Annotated in this window: 10 protein-coding genes and 1 pseudogene; 7 read left to right on the top strand and 4 right to left on the bottom strand. The window is 57.2% G+C overall.

Annotation, left to right across the window (positions count from 1 at the left end; translation table 11 throughout):
- The first annotated feature begins 235 nt into the window (after window positions 1-235).
- Genes AAGR22_RS13660 through AAGR22_RS13650 form a run of 3 tightly spaced genes read left to right on the top strand, consistent with a single transcriptional unit; the run spans window position 236 to window position 3706 of the window.
- Entirely contained in the window at window positions 236-1159 is a 924-nt protein-coding gene (locus AAGR22_RS13660) for a sugar ABC transporter substrate-binding protein (RefSeq protein WP_345828020.1), read from the top strand.
- A gap of 22 nt (window positions 1160-1181) precedes the next feature.
- Window positions 1182-2666, top strand: coding sequence for a sugar ABC transporter ATP-binding protein (locus AAGR22_RS13655; RefSeq protein WP_345828019.1), 1485 nt, complete (start codon window positions 1182-1184; stop codon window positions 2664-2666).
- A gap of 26 nt (window positions 2667-2692) precedes the next feature.
- Window positions 2693-3706 (top strand): ABC transporter permease, encoded by a 1014-nt coding sequence (locus tag AAGR22_RS13650; protein WP_345831602.1) that lies wholly within the window; start codon window positions 2693-2695, stop codon window positions 3704-3706.
- Window positions 3707-4170: 464 nt separating this feature from the next.
- Here the strand turns inward: AAGR22_RS13650 and AAGR22_RS13645 are convergent, their stop codons facing one another.
- A complete protein-coding gene (locus tag AAGR22_RS13645; RefSeq protein WP_345828018.1) occupies window positions 4171-4410 on the bottom strand; it encodes a hypothetical protein in 240 nt (79 codons plus the stop codon).
- A 590-nt stretch (window positions 4411-5000) separates the two neighbouring features.
- On the opposite strand from AAGR22_RS13645, the gene nac reads away from it, so the two are divergent.
- Window positions 5001-5918, top strand: coding sequence for a nitrogen assimilation transcriptional regulator NAC (gene nac / locus AAGR22_RS13640; protein WP_345828017.1), 918 nt, complete (start codon window positions 5001-5003; stop codon window positions 5916-5918).
- 57 nt (window positions 5919-5975) lie between these two features.
- Here the strand turns inward: nac and AAGR22_RS13635 are convergent, their stop codons facing one another.
- The gene (locus tag AAGR22_RS13635; protein WP_345831601.1) at window positions 5976-6638 is read right to left on the bottom strand and encodes an O-methyltransferase; all 663 of its coding nucleotides are present in this window, start codon (window positions 6636-6638) and stop codon (window positions 5976-5978) included.
- Between the two features lie 656 nt (window positions 6639-7294).
- Here AAGR22_RS13635 and AAGR22_RS13630 point away from each other — a divergent pair.
- Window positions 7295-13879 carry a hemagglutinin repeat-containing protein gene (locus AAGR22_RS13630; protein WP_345828016.1) on the top strand — a complete coding sequence of 2195 codons (6585 nt, stop codon included), beginning with the start codon at window positions 7295-7297 and terminating at the stop codon, window positions 13877-13879.
- A complete protein-coding gene (locus AAGR22_RS13625; RefSeq protein WP_345828015.1) occupies window positions 13863-14465 on the top strand; it encodes a hypothetical protein in 603 nt (200 codons plus the stop codon). Before AAGR22_RS13630 ends, AAGR22_RS13625 begins: the two co-directional genes overlap by 17 nt.
- 56 nt (window positions 14466-14521) lie before the next feature.
- Here AAGR22_RS13625 and symE read toward each other — a convergent pair whose 3' ends face one another.
- On the bottom strand, window positions 14522-14848 hold the full coding sequence (symE, locus tag AAGR22_RS13620; protein WP_345828014.1) for an endoribonuclease SymE: 327 nt from the start codon (window positions 14846-14848) through the stop codon (window positions 14522-14524).
- A gap of 81 nt (window positions 14849-14929) precedes the next feature.
- Window positions 14930-15286, bottom strand: a complete 357-nt coding sequence (locus AAGR22_RS13615; protein ID WP_345831600.1) for a helix-turn-helix domain-containing protein — start codon at window positions 15284-15286, stop codon at window positions 14930-14932.
- Window positions 15287-15423: 137 nt separating this feature from the next.
- Here AAGR22_RS13615 and AAGR22_RS13610 point away from each other — a divergent pair.
- Window positions 15424-18454, top strand: a pseudogene (locus AAGR22_RS13610) (CHC2 zinc finger domain-containing protein).
- Window positions 18455-18496: the final 42 nt, after the last annotated feature.

Here is an 18496-nt window from a genome sequence, read left to right as displayed (position 1 = left end):
ACTTATCTTGCTATTAATACCGCGGGTTAACTCGTTAGGTGTCCGCAGATTTGGTTTAACCTTCTAATTCAACAGAAGATGAGGTATGAATGGTTTAAAGAAAACGTGCTGTTTTTCCAGATAGTTTTGGCTGTGAAATTAACTAATGCCGTTGGTGAAGTTGTGTGAATGTAAAAGATATTTTTCATTCGACGTCCGACCCGCCTGCGCATACTAACGATAAAAGGGCTGAGTTATGAAAGTGAAAAAAACGATTTTAGCGTCGCTGTTAGTGTGTATGTTACCGGTCGCGGGCTTTGCCAAAGACCTGCAGATTGGGGTCTCGATGGCGTTATTTGATGACAACTTCCTGACCATCGTGCGCACCGCGATGCAGAAAGAGTTGCAGAAGGATAACGTTAAGGCGCAAATCGAAGATGCCAAAGGCGATGTTTCCCAGCAGCTTCAGCAGGTGCAGAACTTTATCGGCCAGGGGGTAGACGCCATCATCGTTAATCCGGTCGACACCAATGCCGTTAAGCCGATTATGGACCAGGCCAGCAAAGCGGGCGTTCCGCTGATTTTCGTTAACCGCCGTCCCTCCGCAGAGCTAACCGGAAAAATGGCCTATGTCGGCTCTGACTCCGAGCTTGCAGGCCGTCTGCAAATGGAGGCGCTCGCTAAGGACCTGAATTTCAAAGGCAACGTCGCCATTCTGATGGGCGACCTGGCTAATGAATCCACCCGTGAACGCACCAAAGGCGTTAAAGCCGTGATAGCGAAGTATCCCGGCCTGAAGGTGGTGCAGGCGCAGACGGCGAAATTTATGCGCAACGATGCGGTGGACGTGGTCAGCAACTGGCTAACCGCCGGAGACGATATCCAGGCTATCGCCTCAAACAACGATGAAATGGCGATTGGCGCGCTCCAGGCGCTCGGTAAAAATGCCAACCATATCCTTATCGCCGGCGTCGACGGCACCCCCGATGCGCTACAGATGATCAAAAATGGAAAAATGGTGGCGACGGTCTTCCAGGATGCCAAAGGTCAGGGTGAGGGCGCAGTAAAAACGGCTATCAGCCTCGCAAACGGCGAGAAGGTGCAGAAGGTGGTCGACATTCCCTACCAGCTGATCACCAAAGACAATATGGCCAAATTTATCAGCCTCAATCAGAAATAACCCTGTTGTCCGGAGGTGAAAAATGTCCGCATATGCGCTTGAGGCCGAAGGCATCAGCAAGTTTTTCCCCGGCGTGAGGGCGTTAGATAATGTCTCTCTGCGCGTTAAACCGGGAAGCGTCCATGCACTGATGGGCGAAAATGGCGCGGGGAAATCCACCTTAATGAAATGCCTGATCGGGATATATCGTCCCGATAACGGGATTATCCGCGTCAAAGGGGAGCCGGTGCAGTTCAACGATACGCTCGACGCGCTGCGTTCGGGTATTTCGATGATCCATCAGGAGCTAAACCTGGTGCCGCATATGACGGTGGCAGAAAACATCTGGCTGGGCCGTGAACCGATGAAGTATGGCTTCGTCAATCATCGCCAGCTCAATAAGCTGACCCGCGATCTGTTGAGCAAGCTGAATATCCGCCTGACGCCGGAAAAGATGGTGGGTGATTTGAGTATTGCCTCACAGCAGATGGTGGAGATTGCCAGGGCCGTTTCATGGAATGCCGACGTGGTGATTATGGACGAACCCACTTCGGCCTTAACCGAAACGGAGGTGTCGCACCTGTTCACCATCATTCGCGACCTTCGGGCACAGGGTAAGGCCATCATCTATATCAGCCATAAAATGGATGAGATTTTTTCCATTACCGATGAGGTCAGCGTCTTTCGCGATGGCGCCTGGGTGGGCAGCGATACGACCGCCAGCTACAGCCGCCAGTCGCTGATTACGCAGATGGTAGGAAGAGAACTTACCCAGCTCTTTCCAAAATTCAATAACGACATCGGTCAGGATGTGCTGACGGTGCGCAATCTGCAACGTAAAGGCGTGTTTCAGGAGATCAGCTTTAGCGTCCGACGCGGTGAGATCCTCGGCGTTGCCGGGCTGGTAGGGGCAGGGCGCAGCGAGGTGATGGAGAGTCTGTTCGGCATGACGCACATTGACGGCGGCGAAATTCTGATTGATGGCGTACCCGTCACCATTGATTCCCCCTCAACCGCGATTGACAAAGGCCTGGCGTTTCTGACTGAGGATCGCAAAAAATCCGGGCTGTTTTTGGTGCTGTCGGTAATGGAGAACATGAGCATCGTCAATATGCCGGAGTACAGCAGTCGGGGAGGCTTTGTCAGCCATATGCAGATGGCGAAGGACTGTATGGAGCAGATTCGTCGTCTGAATATCAAAACGCCGACGATGGATCAGATTATCAATAACCTCAGCGGAGGCAACCAGCAGAAGGTGCTGATTGCGCGCTGGCTGCTGGCACAGCCAAAGGTGCTGATCCTTGACGAGCCTACGCGCGGCATTGACGTGGGGGCCAAGGCGGAAATTTACCGACTGATCAGTGAACTGGCTAACCGCGGCGTGGCGATTGTCATGGTGTCCTCGGAGCTGCCTGAAATTCTGGGTATGAGTGACCGGGTGATGGTGATGCACGCCGGTCGGATCACCGGCATCCTCAGTAAAGAAGACGCCGATCAGGAAACCATTCTGTCGCTGGCATCCGAATAAGGGTTCAAATTATGAGTGACGTAAAAATGACAACTCCCCGGCTTACTCTGCCCGCGCAGCTCTCCAGGTTCACCTCCCGGCTGCCGAAGGATACCGGCATCTTTATCGTGATGGTGGGGATTGCGCTGATCTTTGAGGGATTCGGCTGGTACGTGCGCGATCAGTCGTTCCTTCTGAATCCAAACCGCCTGGTGCTGATTATTTTACAGGTGGCGATTATTGGCATTATTGCGGTGGGGGTCACGCAGGTGATCATCACTACCGGGATTGATCTCTCTTCCGGCTCGGTGATTGCGCTGACGGCGGTGGTGGCGGCCAGTCTGGCACAAACCTCCGACAGCCTGTCGCCGGTGTATCCTTCGCTGGTGAATTTACCGGCCGTGGTGCCCATCGTTGCCGGGGTGGCGGTCGGGCTGCTTTGCGGGGCGGTAAACGGATTTTTGATCACCAAAACCGGTATTCCACCCTTTATTGCCACCCTGGGGATGATGGTGTCGGCGCGCGGTCTGGCGCAGTATTACACCCAGGGGAATCCAATCAGCTTTCTGTCCGATGGTTTTACTTCGATCGGGCAGGGCGGCATGCCGGTGATTATTTTTCTGGTGGTGGCGTTTGTTTTCCATATTGCGCTGAAGTACACGCGCTACGGAAAGTATGTGTATGCGATTGGCGGCAATATGATTTCGGCAAAGGTGTCGGGGATCAACGTTAATAAGTATCTGGTGATCGTTTATACCTTTGCGGGTGGGCTGTCCGGGCTGGCGGGGGTGGTGTTGGCGGCCCGCGTGAGTAGCGGTCAGTCGAGCATGGGGGTTTCCTACGAGCTGGATGCGATTGCCGCCGCGGTGATCGGTGGCAGCAGTCTGATGGGCGGGGTGGGGCGCATTACCGGGACGCTGATAGGTGCGGTGATATTGGGGCTGATTAAGAGCGGCTTTACCTTTGTTGGCGTCGATGCCTATGTGCAGGACATTATCAAAGGGATCATTATTGTGAGTGCCGTTTCGATTGATATGTACCGTAATCGTAAGAAGCGCTGAGGGGGATGCCTGGTGCGGTAAAGGCTGGTGATGTCGTCAGGGGTTGGTGCGCGGTGCGGCAGGGGCTAGTGATGTCACCAACGGACGGCACCCGGCTAGCTAAAAGGTCTGATGCCGTCGCCAACGGGTGGTGCCCGGTGCCTGGCGGTCCTCGCGCCGCGCGTGGCGCGGTTCCTTCGCTGCGCTCGTCGACTTTCCGGACCGGGCATGACGTGACATCCCTGTCCCGGCATGCCCTTGTGCCAGCCTCCCTGCTGGCCCATCCGGGTCTTCCTCCCTGCGCTCAGCGCTGCGGATTGCCTGTCACCGGGCCCCACCCGCCTGCTCCTTTTACATTGTGCGGGCTGCGGGCAAAGGCGGTTCAAAGAGTGACGGGGGTGTATTGCTATGCTTCAGAACGAACATAAGCATGTCAATACGAAGCCCGCTTTGTTTAGCAGCGGCTCATGTACCTGCGGCCAGATTTACGCGTTTACTAAAAACAACTCGAAAGCCAGAGAGGTGGATAATCCCTGCGGATGACGGGCAATCCGCAGCGCTGCGGCGAAGACGGAAGGCCAGGCGAGGGCAGCAGGGATGCTGCACTCAGGGAGCGGCGGGCAGGGATGCCCGCTCGCGACCGGGCCGTCTGGCCTGGAGTCGGAGCCAAAGGCACCAGGCAAAGCCTGGCGCGAGGACGCCCGGCACCCGCAGGGATTATCCACCGACACAGCAGATGTTGCAGCCCGGACAACTCACCGTCACCCGCAGGGATTATCCACCGACACAGCAGATGTTGCAGCCCGGACAACTCACCGTCACCCGCAGGGATTATCCACCGACACAGCAGATGTTGCAGCCCGGACAACTCACCGGCAACCGCAGGGATTATCCACCGGCTCGTCAGATATCGCAGCCCGGCACCCGCAGGGATTATCCACCCCCACAGCAGATATCGCAGCCCATACAACCCACCAGAAAATAAAGGGCAGCCAACCGATAACGGCCACAATGCCCCCACTCCGTGACGCAGGCTACATTGGAAACGGTTACATGCACACTGATACAGCATATTCCGCACCATTGCAGTGCGTCAGTAAGCAACGCTGCTGCTGGCACTCTATAAATAAAATTGATTAACCCTAAAGGGGTAATCAGATTCTCTTATTTAACCGCCTCTTAGCCAACGTCCATCACAGGGGACAAAGACTAAGACCATTCTGGCATGACGCTTGCAACACCCCCTCGCACCAGAGTGAAAACTTATATTTCTCGCCAGTGACTCTGGCATTCGGGGATCCGTGACGGAGGCAACATGAACTTAAGACGACTCAAATACTTCGTAAAAATCGTCGATATCGGCAGCCTGACCCAGGCGGCTGAAGTCCTGCACATTGCGCAGCCCGCGCTCAGTCAGCAGGTCGCCACGCTGGAGGGCGAACTGGACCAGCAGCTCCTCATCCGCACCAAGCGCGGCGTGACGCCCACGGAAGCCGGGAAAATCCTTTACTCCCACGCCTGCACCATCCTGCGCCAGTGCGAACAGGCTCAGGCGGCGGTGATCAATGCCGGGCAGATGCTCACCGGGCAGGTCTCGATTGGCCTGGCACCGGGAACGGCAGCCTCATCGCTGACCATGCCTCTGCTACAAAGCGTGCGCGAGCAATTCCCCGAGGTGCTGGTCTATCTGCATGAAAACAGCGGGGCTTCACTAAACGAAAAAGTGATGAATGGCCAGCTTGACATGGCGGTACTCTATGACCGTGCGCCAACGGCCGGGATAACCAGCATGCCGCTGATGAAAGAAGAACTCTATCTGGTGGGGGCGACAACCTGTCCGGGGCAAAACATCGATCTTGCCGATGTGGCCCTGATGAATCTGTTCCTGCCGCGAGACTACAGCGCTATTCGTATGCGCGTAGATGAAGCCTTCTCCCTGCGCCGCCTCAGCGCGCGGATAATCGGCGAAATCGAATCCATTGCCACGCTTAGCTCTGCCGTCTCCAGCGGAATGGGCGTCACCGTGCTGCCGGAATCCGCCGCGCGCGCGCTGGTCAGTTCAACCAATGCGTGGATGTCGCGCATCACCAGCCCAACCCTCAATCTGCCGCTGTCGCTGAACGTCTCTGCCCGCCGTCCCCTCTCGCCATCGGCCCAGGCGGTGAAAAATATCCTGCTGTCGCTACTCAATAAACCGATGATTGAAGACCGCGAACTGATGCTGGTGAGCTAATTTCCCGTTAAGGCGCGCGGCTGCGCGCCTGACGCCAGTGATACATCCGCCTGGAGATTACTTCTCAACCAGCGCAATGGAAAATCCGTCCCATCCCTTGGCGCCGACCGTCTGTAGCGCCGTAACCGTCAGGCGGTCGTCCTGCGCCTGCAGCTGCAAAAAGTGACGCAGCCCCTGCAAATGCTCATCATCTGCGGCCGGGTCGGCAATTCTTCCGCTACGCACCACGTTGTCACCGATAATCACCGTCCCCTTACGCGACAGCTTTAACGCCCACTCCAGATAGTGCGGATTATTCTTTTTATCGGCATCAATAAAAATCAGATCGAAAGGCGCGATCGCGGCAAGCGCAGGCAGACTTTCCAGCGCGGCACCGATGCGAATCTCCACCCGATCCTCCAGCCCGGCCCGGCGGATATTTTGTCTGGCGATCTCCGCATGGCGCGGCTCATACTCCAGCGTCACCACCAGGCCGTCGGCGGGCAGGGCGCGCGCCAGCCACAGGGTGCTGTAGCCACCCAGCGTACCAATTTCAAGGATGCGCCTGGCACCGATCATCCGGGCAAAAATATGCAGCATCTTCCCCAGGTTTGGCGTCACATCAATGGCGGGTAACCCCGCCGCTTTATTGTTTTCCAGCGCGGCCAGCAGCGCCTCATCCTGTTCAACCAGGGTATCCACAAAAAAATTATCCACATCGGTCCAGCTAATCTGGCTCATCGCTACGTCCTCTTTGCGGGCAGGTGAAAAAAAGTCTGCCGGAGCATACCAGTCGCCCATTAAGTGGACCGCGAGACGCTGCACAAAAGCATATTTTCCCGAAACGAAATCCTTTTTTGCCCTCCCGAGTAAAAAGGTCGGAGGGAAGTGCAAAAAAACCGCAAGGCCCAGGTTGATTACCCTATTTGATGTTTCGAGCTTGACGCTGTTCTATTGTCCGACTACGCAATTGCATAAAGCTTCCTTCTGACTTAATGGGAATTTAAGCGGGAATATAAAAACAGCCACCTCTGGACCTGAATAAAATAAATACGCCTGGCGAGCGCGCTCTGGGTAAATTCCTAAGGCCCAGGACAAAATATGACGTATCCAGTGGAATGAAAAGAATTTGTTGGCGGCGCTAAGTCAGATACGCAACGGGGAATGAGGATTTTAACTCCCCATATGCCTTGTTAACTCGCCAGGAAAGATCCCATTCAGGCCAGTAATAATAAGGTTTTTTTTAGAATTAAATTTTTATCCTGGCTCTCAAATGTAAAGGAATCGTCAGTTTTTCTTCATTTTTCTTCTTGAAGTTTTCCTGTCCCAGTGCATAATGTGCGCATAAAAGCACACAATACACATTTGTTTACATTTTTTCACAGCCGGGAAGTGTCATGCAGGGAAACAAAATCAGCCGCCTGTCTGCACGGGGTGTCGCCATCCTGATTGCAGCGATCTCCAGCGCCGTCAGCGCCGCGCCGGGCGACGAGCAGATCCAGCATCAGCAGGAACAGCAAAAAGCGCGTAATGAGACCCTGATGCCGCAGGCGCCAGACGTGCGCTTGTCTGAACCGGTGCCTGCTCCCTCGCATCTGGCCTTTCCCGACGAAAAGCCCTGCTTTGTTATTCATCAGGTTACCCTTGAAGGACGGGACGCGCTGCCGCACTGGGTTCCCTTACCGCGACTTGCAAACCAGGCGGTCGGCCACTGTCTGGGCGTTCAGGGCATCAACCTGCTGATGAGTACGCTGCAAAACCGGCTGATAAACCACGGCTGGGTCACCACGCGGGTGCTGGCCCCCCAGCAGGATCTGCGTCAGGGCGAACTGAAGCTGCTGATCGTGCCTGGCAGGGTGCGCAGGGTGATGCTCACGCCTGAATCCTCCTCCTGGGTCAGTCTCTACCCGACCATGCCTGCACATGCAGGCGCGCTGCTGGATACCCTGAAGGTACAGGATGCCGCCCAGGGCCAGACGCTGGCGATAAACAACCTCCAGGGCGTAATGATCAGCGGCAGGGAGGGGCAAATCAACGCCGCCTCGCTGAGCGGCGACGGGCAGGTGCTGTCGCAGGGTGACCTTGGCATCACGCTGGCGAAGGACTTCCACAATCTTGCGGAGGTCAAAGCTAACGGGTCGCTGCGGCTGACCACGCCGGGTACTGTCACCAACGACGGCATTATCACCGGGCAGCAGGCGCTCTGGCTGACCGCGCAGAACGTCAATAACCAGGCCACGGGCGAAATCAGCGGGCAGAGCACTCATATCACCGCGGGCGATACCCTCAACAATACCGGCCTGATTGACGGCGGGCTGACGCATCTGGTCGCCGGGGTACTTAACAACACCGGCACCGGACGCATCTACGGCGACCATATCGCCATTGCGGCGGCGGTGCTGAATAATCTGAGCGAGAATGGCAAAGCGGCGGTGATTGCCGCTCGCGACCGGCTCGACATCGCCGCCGACACGGTCAATAACCGCGATCACGCGCTGATCTACAGCGCCGGGGAGATGCGCTTTGGCGGCCAGCTGGACGAAAACGACCAGGCCACAGGGCAGGGCCGTCAGCTTAATAACCACGGGGCGACCATCGAGGCCGGAGGCAATGCGACCATCGCTATGGCGGAGGTGAACAACACCAACCGCCAGCTTACTACCGAGACGGTGATGACGGAAAACGCCCAGCACCATGAGGCGGTTCTGAAGGGTAAGACCACCCGCTACGACTGGGATAAGGTCGATACCAGCCATAAAAACAAATATGGCGTGCATAGCGCTACCATGCCGGACGGCACCAGCGGCAGCGAATTCTACGAATACAACTACAAGCGCGTGGTCAACGAAACCCAGATCAAAGAGAGCGATCCGGGCAAAATCCTCTCCGGCGGCAACATGACCTTTACCGCCAACCGGCTGGCTAACCAGGATAGCCAGATTGTGGCGGGCGCGACGCTGGGCGGTCAGATAGGCGAACTGGATAACCAGGCGACCAAAGGCGTGCGGGTCACCACCGATGACGGCAAGGTCGTACGCTGGTATTCAAAGAAAAAGAAAAAGAAACTCGGTGGCACCAAGACGTCGCAGGGCAAAAGCAGCAGCAACTATCGCCCGGCGGTGGTCACCGAAACTATCGATCTGAAAACCCTCGCCTGGCAGGCTAACGCGGCCCCGCAGGGGAGCGGCTATCAGACCGGCAGTCGACAACAGCAGACGGTTACCACCCAGGCCAGCGCGGTCGGCGCGGCGGGTGGGCAGCAGGCAACCCAGGCGGTGACGCTGGCGTCTCATGACGTCACGGACGCGGCGCTTCCCGGCGACGGGCTGCGCTACAGCGGCACCATCACCCTAGAAAATCTGGGCAGCATCAAGGATCATCCGCTGGTTCTGCCGCCCGGGCAGCAGTTCACACTGACGCTTCCCGCCACGGTGGTCAACGGGCAGAGCATCACGCCGGTGATCCGCGCGGTTTCGCCGGACACCCGACTGCCGGACAACAGCCTGTTTGCCCTGCAGCCCGCCAGCGACAGCCGTTATCTGGTGGAGACCGATCCGCGCTTCACCAACCAGAAGCAGTGGCTAAGCAGCGACTACATGCAGACGGCCCTGCCGTCGTCCAGCGGGCAGACGCTCAAACGGCTGGGCGATGGCTACTACGAACAGCGCGTGGTGCGCGACCAGATTATTCAGATGACCGGTAATCGCTATATCAGCGGCTACAACAATGATGAAGAGCAGTACCGTGCGCTGATGAATAACGGCGTGGCCTTTGGTCAGCAGTATCAGCTGGAACTGGGCGTGGCGCTGACACCTGCCCAGATGGCGCTGCTGACCAGCGACATTGTCTGGCTGGTTAATCAGACGGTGACGCTGCCGGACGGCACGCAGCAGACGGTGCTGGTGCCGCAGGTCTATGCGAAGGTTAAAGAGGGCGATCTGACCGGTGACGGCGCGCTGATGGGCGGCAATAACGTGGCGCTCAGCGCACAGAACGACATTACCAACAGCGGCACCATTCAGGGTCGCGAGGTGACGCAGCTGACGGCGCAAACGCTGACCAACAGTGGCTATATTAACGGCAACCAGGTCGCGCTGACCGCCCGTCAGGACATCAATAACCTCGGCGGCCAGATTACCGGTGGTGATAGCGTATCGCTGCTGGCCGGGCGCGATATCACCAGCCAGACGACGCTGCGCAGCGACGGTACTGACCGCTGGGTGGATCGTGCCGCCGGGATCTATGTGCAGAACCCGGACGGTGCGCTGACGCTCAGTGCGATGAACAATATCACTCTGAGCGGGAGCGACATCGGTAACGCCGGGAAAAACGGTATCACGCAGCTACAGGCAGGGAACGATCTGACCCTGGGCACCGTTGCCACCCGGCACAGTGAAAACGATAGCTGGGGACGCGACAACTATCGCCACCTCTCTGAGCAGACCGACGTCGGCACCCGTATCACGACCGCAGGCGACCTGCAGCTCAGCGCCGGGCAGGATATCCGCGCCAGCGCGGCGGACGTGGCCGCGGGTGGCGCGCTCACCGCCAGCGCCGGGCGCGATATTGCGCTTAGCACCGGCAGCAGCAGCAGCGATCTGACTGAACACAGTAAGCAGAGCAGCAAAGGGTTTATGTCGGGCAGCAGCGTGGAAACCCACGATGAGGCGCACGACCAGCAGGCGCTCAGCACCACGCTGAGCGGCGACAGCGTGCAGCTACAGGCCGGACGTGATGTCACCATTAGCGGCAGTAACGTCGCGGGTACGCAGGACGTTAACCTCTCGGCGGGTCGCGATCTGACCGTGACCACCGCCGCTGAGGCGCATGATGAAACGCATCTCGTTGACGAGAGAAAGACCGGCCTGATGGGCACCGGCGGCATCGGCCTTACTTACGGCCAGGCGCAGCAGAAGACGACCACCGATACCACCGGCTCGCTCAGTAAAGGCAGCACGGTGGGCAGCAGCGACGGCAGCGTGACCCTGACCGCCAATAACCAGGTGCAGCTGCACGGCAGCGATATTATCGCCGGGAAAGATCTGACGGTCACCGGCAGCGATGTCTCGATCACCGCGGCGGAAAACAGCCACACCGCGCTGACTAAAACCGAACAGAAGCAGAGCGGCTTTACGCTGGCGCTCTCCGGCGCGGCCGGTTCGGCAGTCAACACGGCGGTCCAAACCGCGCATCAGGCCCAGGATACCGACGACAGCCGCCTGCAGGCTCTGCAGGCGACCAAAGCGGCCCTGAGTGGCGTTCAGGCGGCACAGGCCGTGGCGCTGGATGCCGCAAAAGGCGCGGGCGACAATAAAAATAATGACACCGTGGGGATCAGTCTTACCTATGGCAGTCAGTCCTCGCGCAGCGAAACCCTGACGCAGAGCACCCAGGCACAGGGCAGCACCCTGAACGCCGGGAATAATCTGCAAATCACCGCGACCGGCCAGGCAGCGGGCAGCCAGGGGGATATCGCGGTCACCGGCAGCCAGCTGAAAGCCGGGCAGAATCTGGGCCTGGATGCGAAGCGCGATATCACCCTGCTGTCAGCCCAGAACACCGAACGTACCGACGGGAAAAATGAAAGCCACGGCAGCAGCGCGGGCGTCGGGCTGGGTATAGGCTCCGGCGGTGCCAGCGTCAGCGTCTCAGCCAGCATCAACCAGGGGCGGGGCAGTGAGAAGGGCAACGGCCTGACCCACACCAACACCACGCTGGATGCGGGGCAGGCCGTTACGCTCAACAGCGGCCGCGACACCACGCTGAAAGGGGCGCAGGTCAGCGGCGAGAAAGTGACGGCGGACGTCGGGCGCAACCTGACGCTGCAGAGCGAACAGGACAGCGACCGCTATGACAGCAAACAGCAGAGCGTCAGCGCCGGTGGGCAGGTGGGCATCGGGCTGGGCTCAACGGGCGCGGGCCTGAACGGCTCGGTCAACGTCAACCTGAGCCGTGACAAACTGCACAGCAACTACGACAGCGTGACGGACCAGACCGGTCTGTTTGCCGGTCAGGGCGGCTTCGACGTGACGGTGGGCAACCATACGCAGCTGGACGGGGCGGTTATCGGGTCGACGGCTGCGGCAGATAAAAATAAACTTGATACCGGCACGCTGGGCTGGAGCGATATCGACAACAGGGCGGACTTTAAAGCCGAACACCAGAGCGTGGGTATCAGCACCGGCGGTGGCGTTGCCGGGATGCTGGCGGGAAATATGGCGAGCGCGCTGCTGACCGGCGCAAACAACAGCGGCCACGATTCCAGCACCACAAAGGCCGCGATCTCGGACGGCACGGTAGCGATCCGCGATCGGCAGAACCAGCAGCAGGACGTGGCAAACCTCAGCCGTGATGCGGAGAATGCCAATCCGGGCCTGAAGCAAATCTTCGACAAAGAGAAAGAGCAGAAGCGGCTACAGCAGGCGCAGCTGATAGGTGAGATAGGGAGTCAGGTTGGGGATATCGCGCGGACGCAGGGTGAGATAGCCGGTGAGAAAGCGAAGAAAGACCCGTCTGCCCTCCAGTCTGCGAGAGAAAAGCTGGCGAGCGAGGGCAACCTGCGTCCCAGCGCCGATGAAATAGCCAAACAGGCCTATATAACGGCAACGGCTCAATTCGGCACGGGAAGCAGCCTGCAACAGGGTATTCAGGCCGCCACGGCGGCGGTGCAGGGCCTGGCGGGCGGTAACCTGAATGCGGCGATAGCGGGTGCAGCGGCACCGTATCTGGCAGAAGTTATCCATAAAGAAACGATGACAAAGGGCCCTGACGGCAAGGACGTGATAAACGTCGAGGCGAATCTGATAGCGCACGCGGTACTGGGCGCGGTGGTGGCGCAGGCGCAGGGTAACTCAGCGCTGGCGGGCGCCGCAGGTGCAGCGGCGGGAGAATATATTGCCCAGCAGCTTTACCCGGGCGTCCCACATGATAAACTAACCGAAGATGAGAAGCAGAAGATAAGCGCCCTGGGCACGCTGGCCGCAGCACTGGCCGGCGGTATAGCCGGAGACAGTACATCGGCCGCGGTGGCTGGCGGCCAGGCAGGGAAGAATGCGGTTGAGAATAATGCGCTGTCGTCAAAAGATGAGAAACAGCGGCAGGATGCGAAGTGGTCGCTGCCTTATCTTGAGGGTGAGAAAAAGCAGCAGGCTGAGAAACTTATTAGCGACCTGAACGCGAAGGATAAGGCGTTCGATGCGAAGCTGAATGCGGCCTGTCAGGGGCTGTCCTCAGCGGCCTGCCAGGGAATGCGGCAGGAACTGGCGGCGATGGCGAAGAGCTATGATGAGCAGCTTGACGGCCAGTATGTCGGCAATATGGGTAGCGTCTATAAAGAAGGAAAAGGGCAGGTTGACGCCCTGATGTGGCAGTATGCCAGTGCGGATGCAAAAGCGGAGCGTGAAGCGAACGTTAACCGCATTGCTGCAAACTGGGGCGTGAGTAAGGAAACGGCGGACAACCTTTATACCGCGATGGCTGGCGTTCATACCACGGCAGCGATAGGTGGTGCAGTTTATGGAATGAAGGGTGAGAATATCCCAGTAGCTAAGGGGAATGCATCAGAAACTTACTTCAGGGTTGAAGGTGGTGGTAGTGGCACAAAAACTAGCCAAAATAGAATTAGCGCTAATGCTGATGGTAGTGTAACTATCAACTCAGGGTGCAGTGGGCAATTATGCGTCAGTACAAATGGTCCCAATCATGCTTCATATTATCTTACTAATAAAAGAGCTGATGGATCAGTGGTCGTTTTTGAGGTCGATGCTGCATTACATAAACAAATAATGGATGCTGCTGTTCCACAGAAACCTATCCCTGGTATCCCTAAAGACCCAAATGCACCTAAGATAGTAGATCCAAATAAAGGTGAGCCTAGCGTATCGCTGGAGTTACCGAAAGTGTGGGACAGACTCATAGAGCAGAACTCATCAAAATCTCGTGTGCTAACAAAAGAGGAGTTCATGAATGAATTTGGAAAATAATTACCAGGATTTGCTCAGAGAACTTTTTGATGGTGAAAAAGCAATAGCTGTTTTTGTGGTTAAAGGGGTTCATTATTATGTTATTGATAATAAAGAAAACTATTGTATTGATGTGAGGCCGGAATATAAGGCTTACATTGAAAATGGGTTTATGGATAAATCTCTTTATGATGAAGCAATAAGATTGTTTAGGAATGGATTCCCTATTCTGACAGAAGATAATTTTCATGAATATACTATTAAAAATAATGTCGAAACTTATTCAGTTGAAGATATGAAAAGGTTTTTTACACTAGATCGCTCAGCATCTTATTTATATGATTTTTATGATTATGTTGAGAGGTTTTTATCAGTATTAACAGAACCTGTTTCTGATGAGTGGGATCAGTGGAAAATGCGATTGCCTAAGTTCTATATTAATTTTGATAAAAAAATATATCGCCATACTGATTGGGATCGAAGTCATGAAACATCTGTGCCACCAGATTGGAATGCTCAGGCTAATAGTGATTTTGGTTTATTCATTCCAGATAAGGAACAATATTGGTTGATTAATGGTATGAATTTTTGGAAATTACAAATGTAGTAGAATCCCGGCCATAGCGCCGGGATTTTTTGTCTGTCGTTCAGTCAGTTACCGTCCTATCGCTGCGGCTTACTGATCACCTCAATCAGCTCCGTCACCTGCCGCTGCTTGCGGGCTGACAGCTTACAGACCTTCCTCAGCGTCTGCATAATCTCCGGTTCCTGCGGTGTGGCCGGTGCGCGTGCGGTCAGTACCAGACAGCCCGGCATCACCCGGATATCAACCGGCGTGCCGGTCTCAAATCCTGCCTCAGCCAGCCAGCGGCCCTTCAGGGTGACCGACGGTGACGGCTCAAATGTCCGCGAATCCCGGACGTACCCCACAGTATAAGCTCTTGATGTTGAGGATATACCTGTTCCTGACTTATGATGTTGCTCAGCCATAATAACTACCTCTGTTAGTTGCTGTGGTTAGCGGTGATAAAGGGGTGCAACCCGATATCACCGCGTTAAATAATCGCTTCGTTACCCTTCCTTAACTGCCTTCCTTGCCGAATCCCAGCGCCGTGACTGGTACTTGATGATCAGGCTCTCCAGTACTTCACGCACAATCGCTTGTTCGTTCTCCGGCAACTGGCTGACCGCCTCAAACTGAAGTGCCAGCGCATCGCCCGGTCCACGTTCATGTTCATCAAACAGCAGAAAGTCGGTACTGACATGCAGCGTGGTGGCTATCTTCTTCAGCGCATCCAGCGAAGGCATGGCCTGGCCGCTCTCATACTTCTTCCAGCTGTTCACATGCAGGCCAATAGCATCAGCCATTGCCTGCTGTGACAGGCCAAGTTCTTTACGCAGTGAGTTAAGTCTTGCAGGTAATGACATGGTGAGCAGATACCAGTGTGATGATGTACGCATGATATTACTCCCTGTAAAAATCAACCCTTGCTAATAATACATCATGATGTACCATATTAAAACATTATAGTGGTCTTGACAGGTTTTTGACAGGAGTCTGTGATATGCCCCGCATCCCACAAAAGGAACTGGACGAGCTGAAGCGCAGCGTGCCGTTAGCGGCACTCGCTGAATCGCAGGGGCATACGCTGCGTAAACAGGGACGTGACCTTGTGCTGCTGTGCCCGTTCCACGATGAGAAAACCCCCTCACTGGTCATCAGCCCGGATAAAAATCTGTTCCACTGCTTCGGCTGCGGGGCTGCGGGGCTGCGGGGTCGGTGGTTGACTGGATGATGAAAACCGAAGGCTTCTCCCTGCCAAAGGCGGTGCTGCGGCTGCGTGCGTTCGCCGGTTCCTGCTCTTCTTCAGCCGCCGCCGTTCCTTCTTCGCCGCCGTTCCTTCTTCGCCGCCGGTCCGTCAGACGCTCACCGACCTGGACGACGACGGCCAGGCGCTGCTGCATCAGGTGGCGGACTGGTATCATCACAACCTGTTGAACAGCCCGGATGCGCTGGCCTGGCTGGAAAAACGCGGCCTGTCGCATCCTGAACTGGTGAGTCACTTTAAGCTGGGGTTCGCCGGGCCGCACGGCGTGGCGGGGGCGCTGCCGTCCACGTCGTCAAAGGAAGGTAAAGCACTGCGCGCCCGTCTGACCGCGCTGGGCGTGGTGCGGGAAAGCAACCGGCAGGACCACTTCCGGGGCTGTCTGGTGGTGCCGGTTACGGGCTGGTCAGAGAGCTACGATCCGGTACAGCGTGGCCGGGTGTTGCAGCTCTACGGACGGCGAACCATGCCGGATCATCAGATCAAAAAAGGATCGGCCAGACACCTTTACCTGCCGTCACCGCTGACGGGGATCTGGAATGAAGCCGCGCTGAAAGCCTCGTCTGTGGTGATCCTGTGCGAAGCGCTGATCGATGCCATGACCTTCTGGTGTGCCGGGTTCCGCAACGTGATCGCGGCTTACGGGGTGAACGGCTTTACCGGCGGGCATCTGGCGGCGTTGCAGTATCACGGGGTAAAGCGGGTGCTGATCGCCTTCGATCGGGACGACGCCGGGGACAGGGGGGCAGACGCTGTTGCCGTTCAGCTGGCCGGAGCGGAGATCGATGCCTGGCGGGTACGGTTCCCGCAGGGGCTGGATGCGAATGCCTATGCGCTGAAAAGCGGCAGCCCTGAATCCGCGTTCGCGCTGGCGCTGGAACAGGCGGTGCGGATGGGGTCCGGCAGCGACACCGTTGCTGCTGTTGAAACGGTAACGGCCGGCGGTGAAAACTTCCCTTCTTTAGCTGCCCTGCCGGACGTTCAGGCGGCACCGGTGCCAGCGGAAACGTCCCTTATCGCCAGCGACGTGACGCCGTCCGGTGACCTGCTGTTACGTTCCGGTCCGCGTATGTGGCGGGTGCGGGGCTGGCAGAAGAACGCACTGCCGGAGGTGATGAAGGTGAACGTGCAGGTGCTGGATGACAGTACCGGCGCGTTCCACGTGGACAGCTTCGATATGTATCACGCGAAACAGCGGCAGGCGTATATCAGCACGGCGGCAAACGAGCTGGCCTGTGACATCGCAGTGATAAAGCGCGAGTGTGGCCGGGTACTGCTGGCGCTGGAGCAGCAGCAGACGCAGCGGCTGAAAGCGGCGGAAGCAGAGCAGGCATCCGCCGCGGTGACGGTATCGGGTGAGGATGCACAGGCGGCGCTTGCGCTGCTGAAATCCCCGGACCTTGCGGAGCGTATCGTCAGTGACCTGGCGGCCTGTGGCTTGGTGGGTGAGGCGACCAACCTGCTGACCGGGTATCTGGCGGCGACGTCGAGAAAGCTGGATAAGCCGTTAGCGGTACTGATACAGAGCAGCAGCGCGGCGGGCAAGTCGTCGCTGATGGACGCGGTGCTGGGTCTGATACCGGAGGAAGAGCGGGTGCAGTACTCAGCGATGACGGGGCAGAGCCTGTACTACCTGGGCGAAACCTCGCTCTCGCATAAAATCCTGGCAATAGCAGAGGAAGAAGGGGTACGGCAGGCGGCGTATGCGCTGAAACTGTTGCAGTCGGACGGTGAACTGAAAATCGCCTCAACCGGTAAGGATGAATCCTCCGGCGAACTGGTGACGCGGGAGTACCGGGTGCAGGGGCCGGTGATGCTGATGCTGACCACCACGGCGTCGGACGTGGACGAAGAGCTGCTGAACCGCTGTCTGGTGCTGACGGTGAACGAGAGCCGGGAGCAGACGCAGGCGATACATGCGATGCAGCGTAAAGCGCAGACGCTGGAAGGGCTGCTGGCGCAGTCGGAAAAAGGGTATCTGACGCGGTTACATCAGAACGCACAAAGGCTGCTGCGGCCGCTGAAGGTGGTGAACCCGTATGCGGAACAGCTGACGTTCCTGAGCGACAAAACCCGGACGCGGCGCGACCATATGAAATACCTGACGCTGATACAGGCGGTGGCGCTGCTGCATCAGTATCAGCGGGAGGTGAAGCGGGCGGAACATCGTGGGGCGGTGATGGAGTATATCGAGGTACAGCCGCTGGATATCGCGCTGGCAAACCGTCTTGCTCATGAGGTGCTGGGCCGGACGCTGGACGAGATGCCGCCGCAGACGCGCAAGCTGTTACTGCTGATACAGGAGATGGTGAGGGAGAGGGTACAGCGTGAAAGCTGTAAGCCTTGTGAAGTACGCTTCACCCGGCGTGATATCCGTGCCCGGACGAACTGGAGTGACAGCCAGCTGAAGCATCACTGTATCCGCCTGAGTGAAATGGAATATCTGTTAACCCACGGTGGCAGTCGTGGCCACCTGCTGCGCTATGAGCTGCTGTGGGACGGCGGCAGTGGTGATGAAAACCACCTGTGCGGGCTGCTGAACGTGGATGAAAACGAGGGCAGTGAAGGTAAGTTCGGGTCTGAAGGAGGCAGGTCTGCCTCAGGTTCGGGTCAGGTTCGGGCTAATTTCGGGCAGGAAAAACCGGCTTCAGGCCAGATGGCAGAAGGCTCAGAGGGCGAAGTGGTTCGGGTTGATGAAACCGCAGTAATAAGGGCACAAAATAAAACGGTGCTGCTGCCTTCGCCCCCGTCAGTAAACCTCTCTTCTTAGCAGCCGGTTACAGGCAGCGCCAGTCATGACAACGGAGTGTCA

The sequence above is a fragment of the Erwinia sp. HDF1-3R genome (genome assembly GCF_039621855.1).
Lineage (GTDB): Bacteria > Pseudomonadota > Gammaproteobacteria > Enterobacterales > Enterobacteriaceae > Erwinia.
The sequence above is the reverse complement of the archived record's forward strand: the minus strand, read 5'-3'. Positions and strand labels throughout refer to the sequence as shown.

Bases quoted from the DNA above. Each gene is read 5' to 3' on its own strand.
- AAGR22_RS13630 (WP_345828016.1), top strand. From the start codon at position 7,295: ATGCAGGGAAACAAAATCAGCCGCCTGTCTGCACGGGGTGTCGCCATC.
- AAGR22_RS13650 (WP_345831602.1), top strand. From the start codon at position 2,693: ATGACAACTCCCCGGCTTACTCTGCCCGCGCAGCTCTCCAGGTTCACC.
- AAGR22_RS13615 (WP_345831600.1), bottom strand. From the start codon at position 15,286: ATGTCATTACCTGCAAGACTTAACTCACTGCGTAAAGAACTTGGCCTG.
- AAGR22_RS13635 (WP_345831601.1), bottom strand. From the start codon at position 6,638: ATGAGCCAGATTAGCTGGACCGATGTGGATAATTTTTTTGTGGATACC.
- symE (WP_345828014.1), bottom strand. From the start codon at position 14,848: ATGGCTGAGCAACATCATAAGTCAGGAACAGGTATATCCTCAACATCA.
- AAGR22_RS13655 (WP_345828019.1), top strand. From the start codon at position 1,182: ATGTCCGCATATGCGCTTGAGGCCGAAGGCATCAGCAAGTTTTTCCCC.
- nac (WP_345828017.1), top strand. From the start codon at position 5,001: ATGAACTTAAGACGACTCAAATACTTCGTAAAAATCGTCGATATCGGC.
- AAGR22_RS13625 (WP_345828015.1), top strand. From the start codon at position 13,863: ATGAATTTGGAAAATAATTACCAGGATTTGCTCAGAGAACTTTTTGAT.
- AAGR22_RS13660 (WP_345828020.1), top strand. From the start codon at position 236: ATGAAAGTGAAAAAAACGATTTTAGCGTCGCTGTTAGTGTGTATGTTA.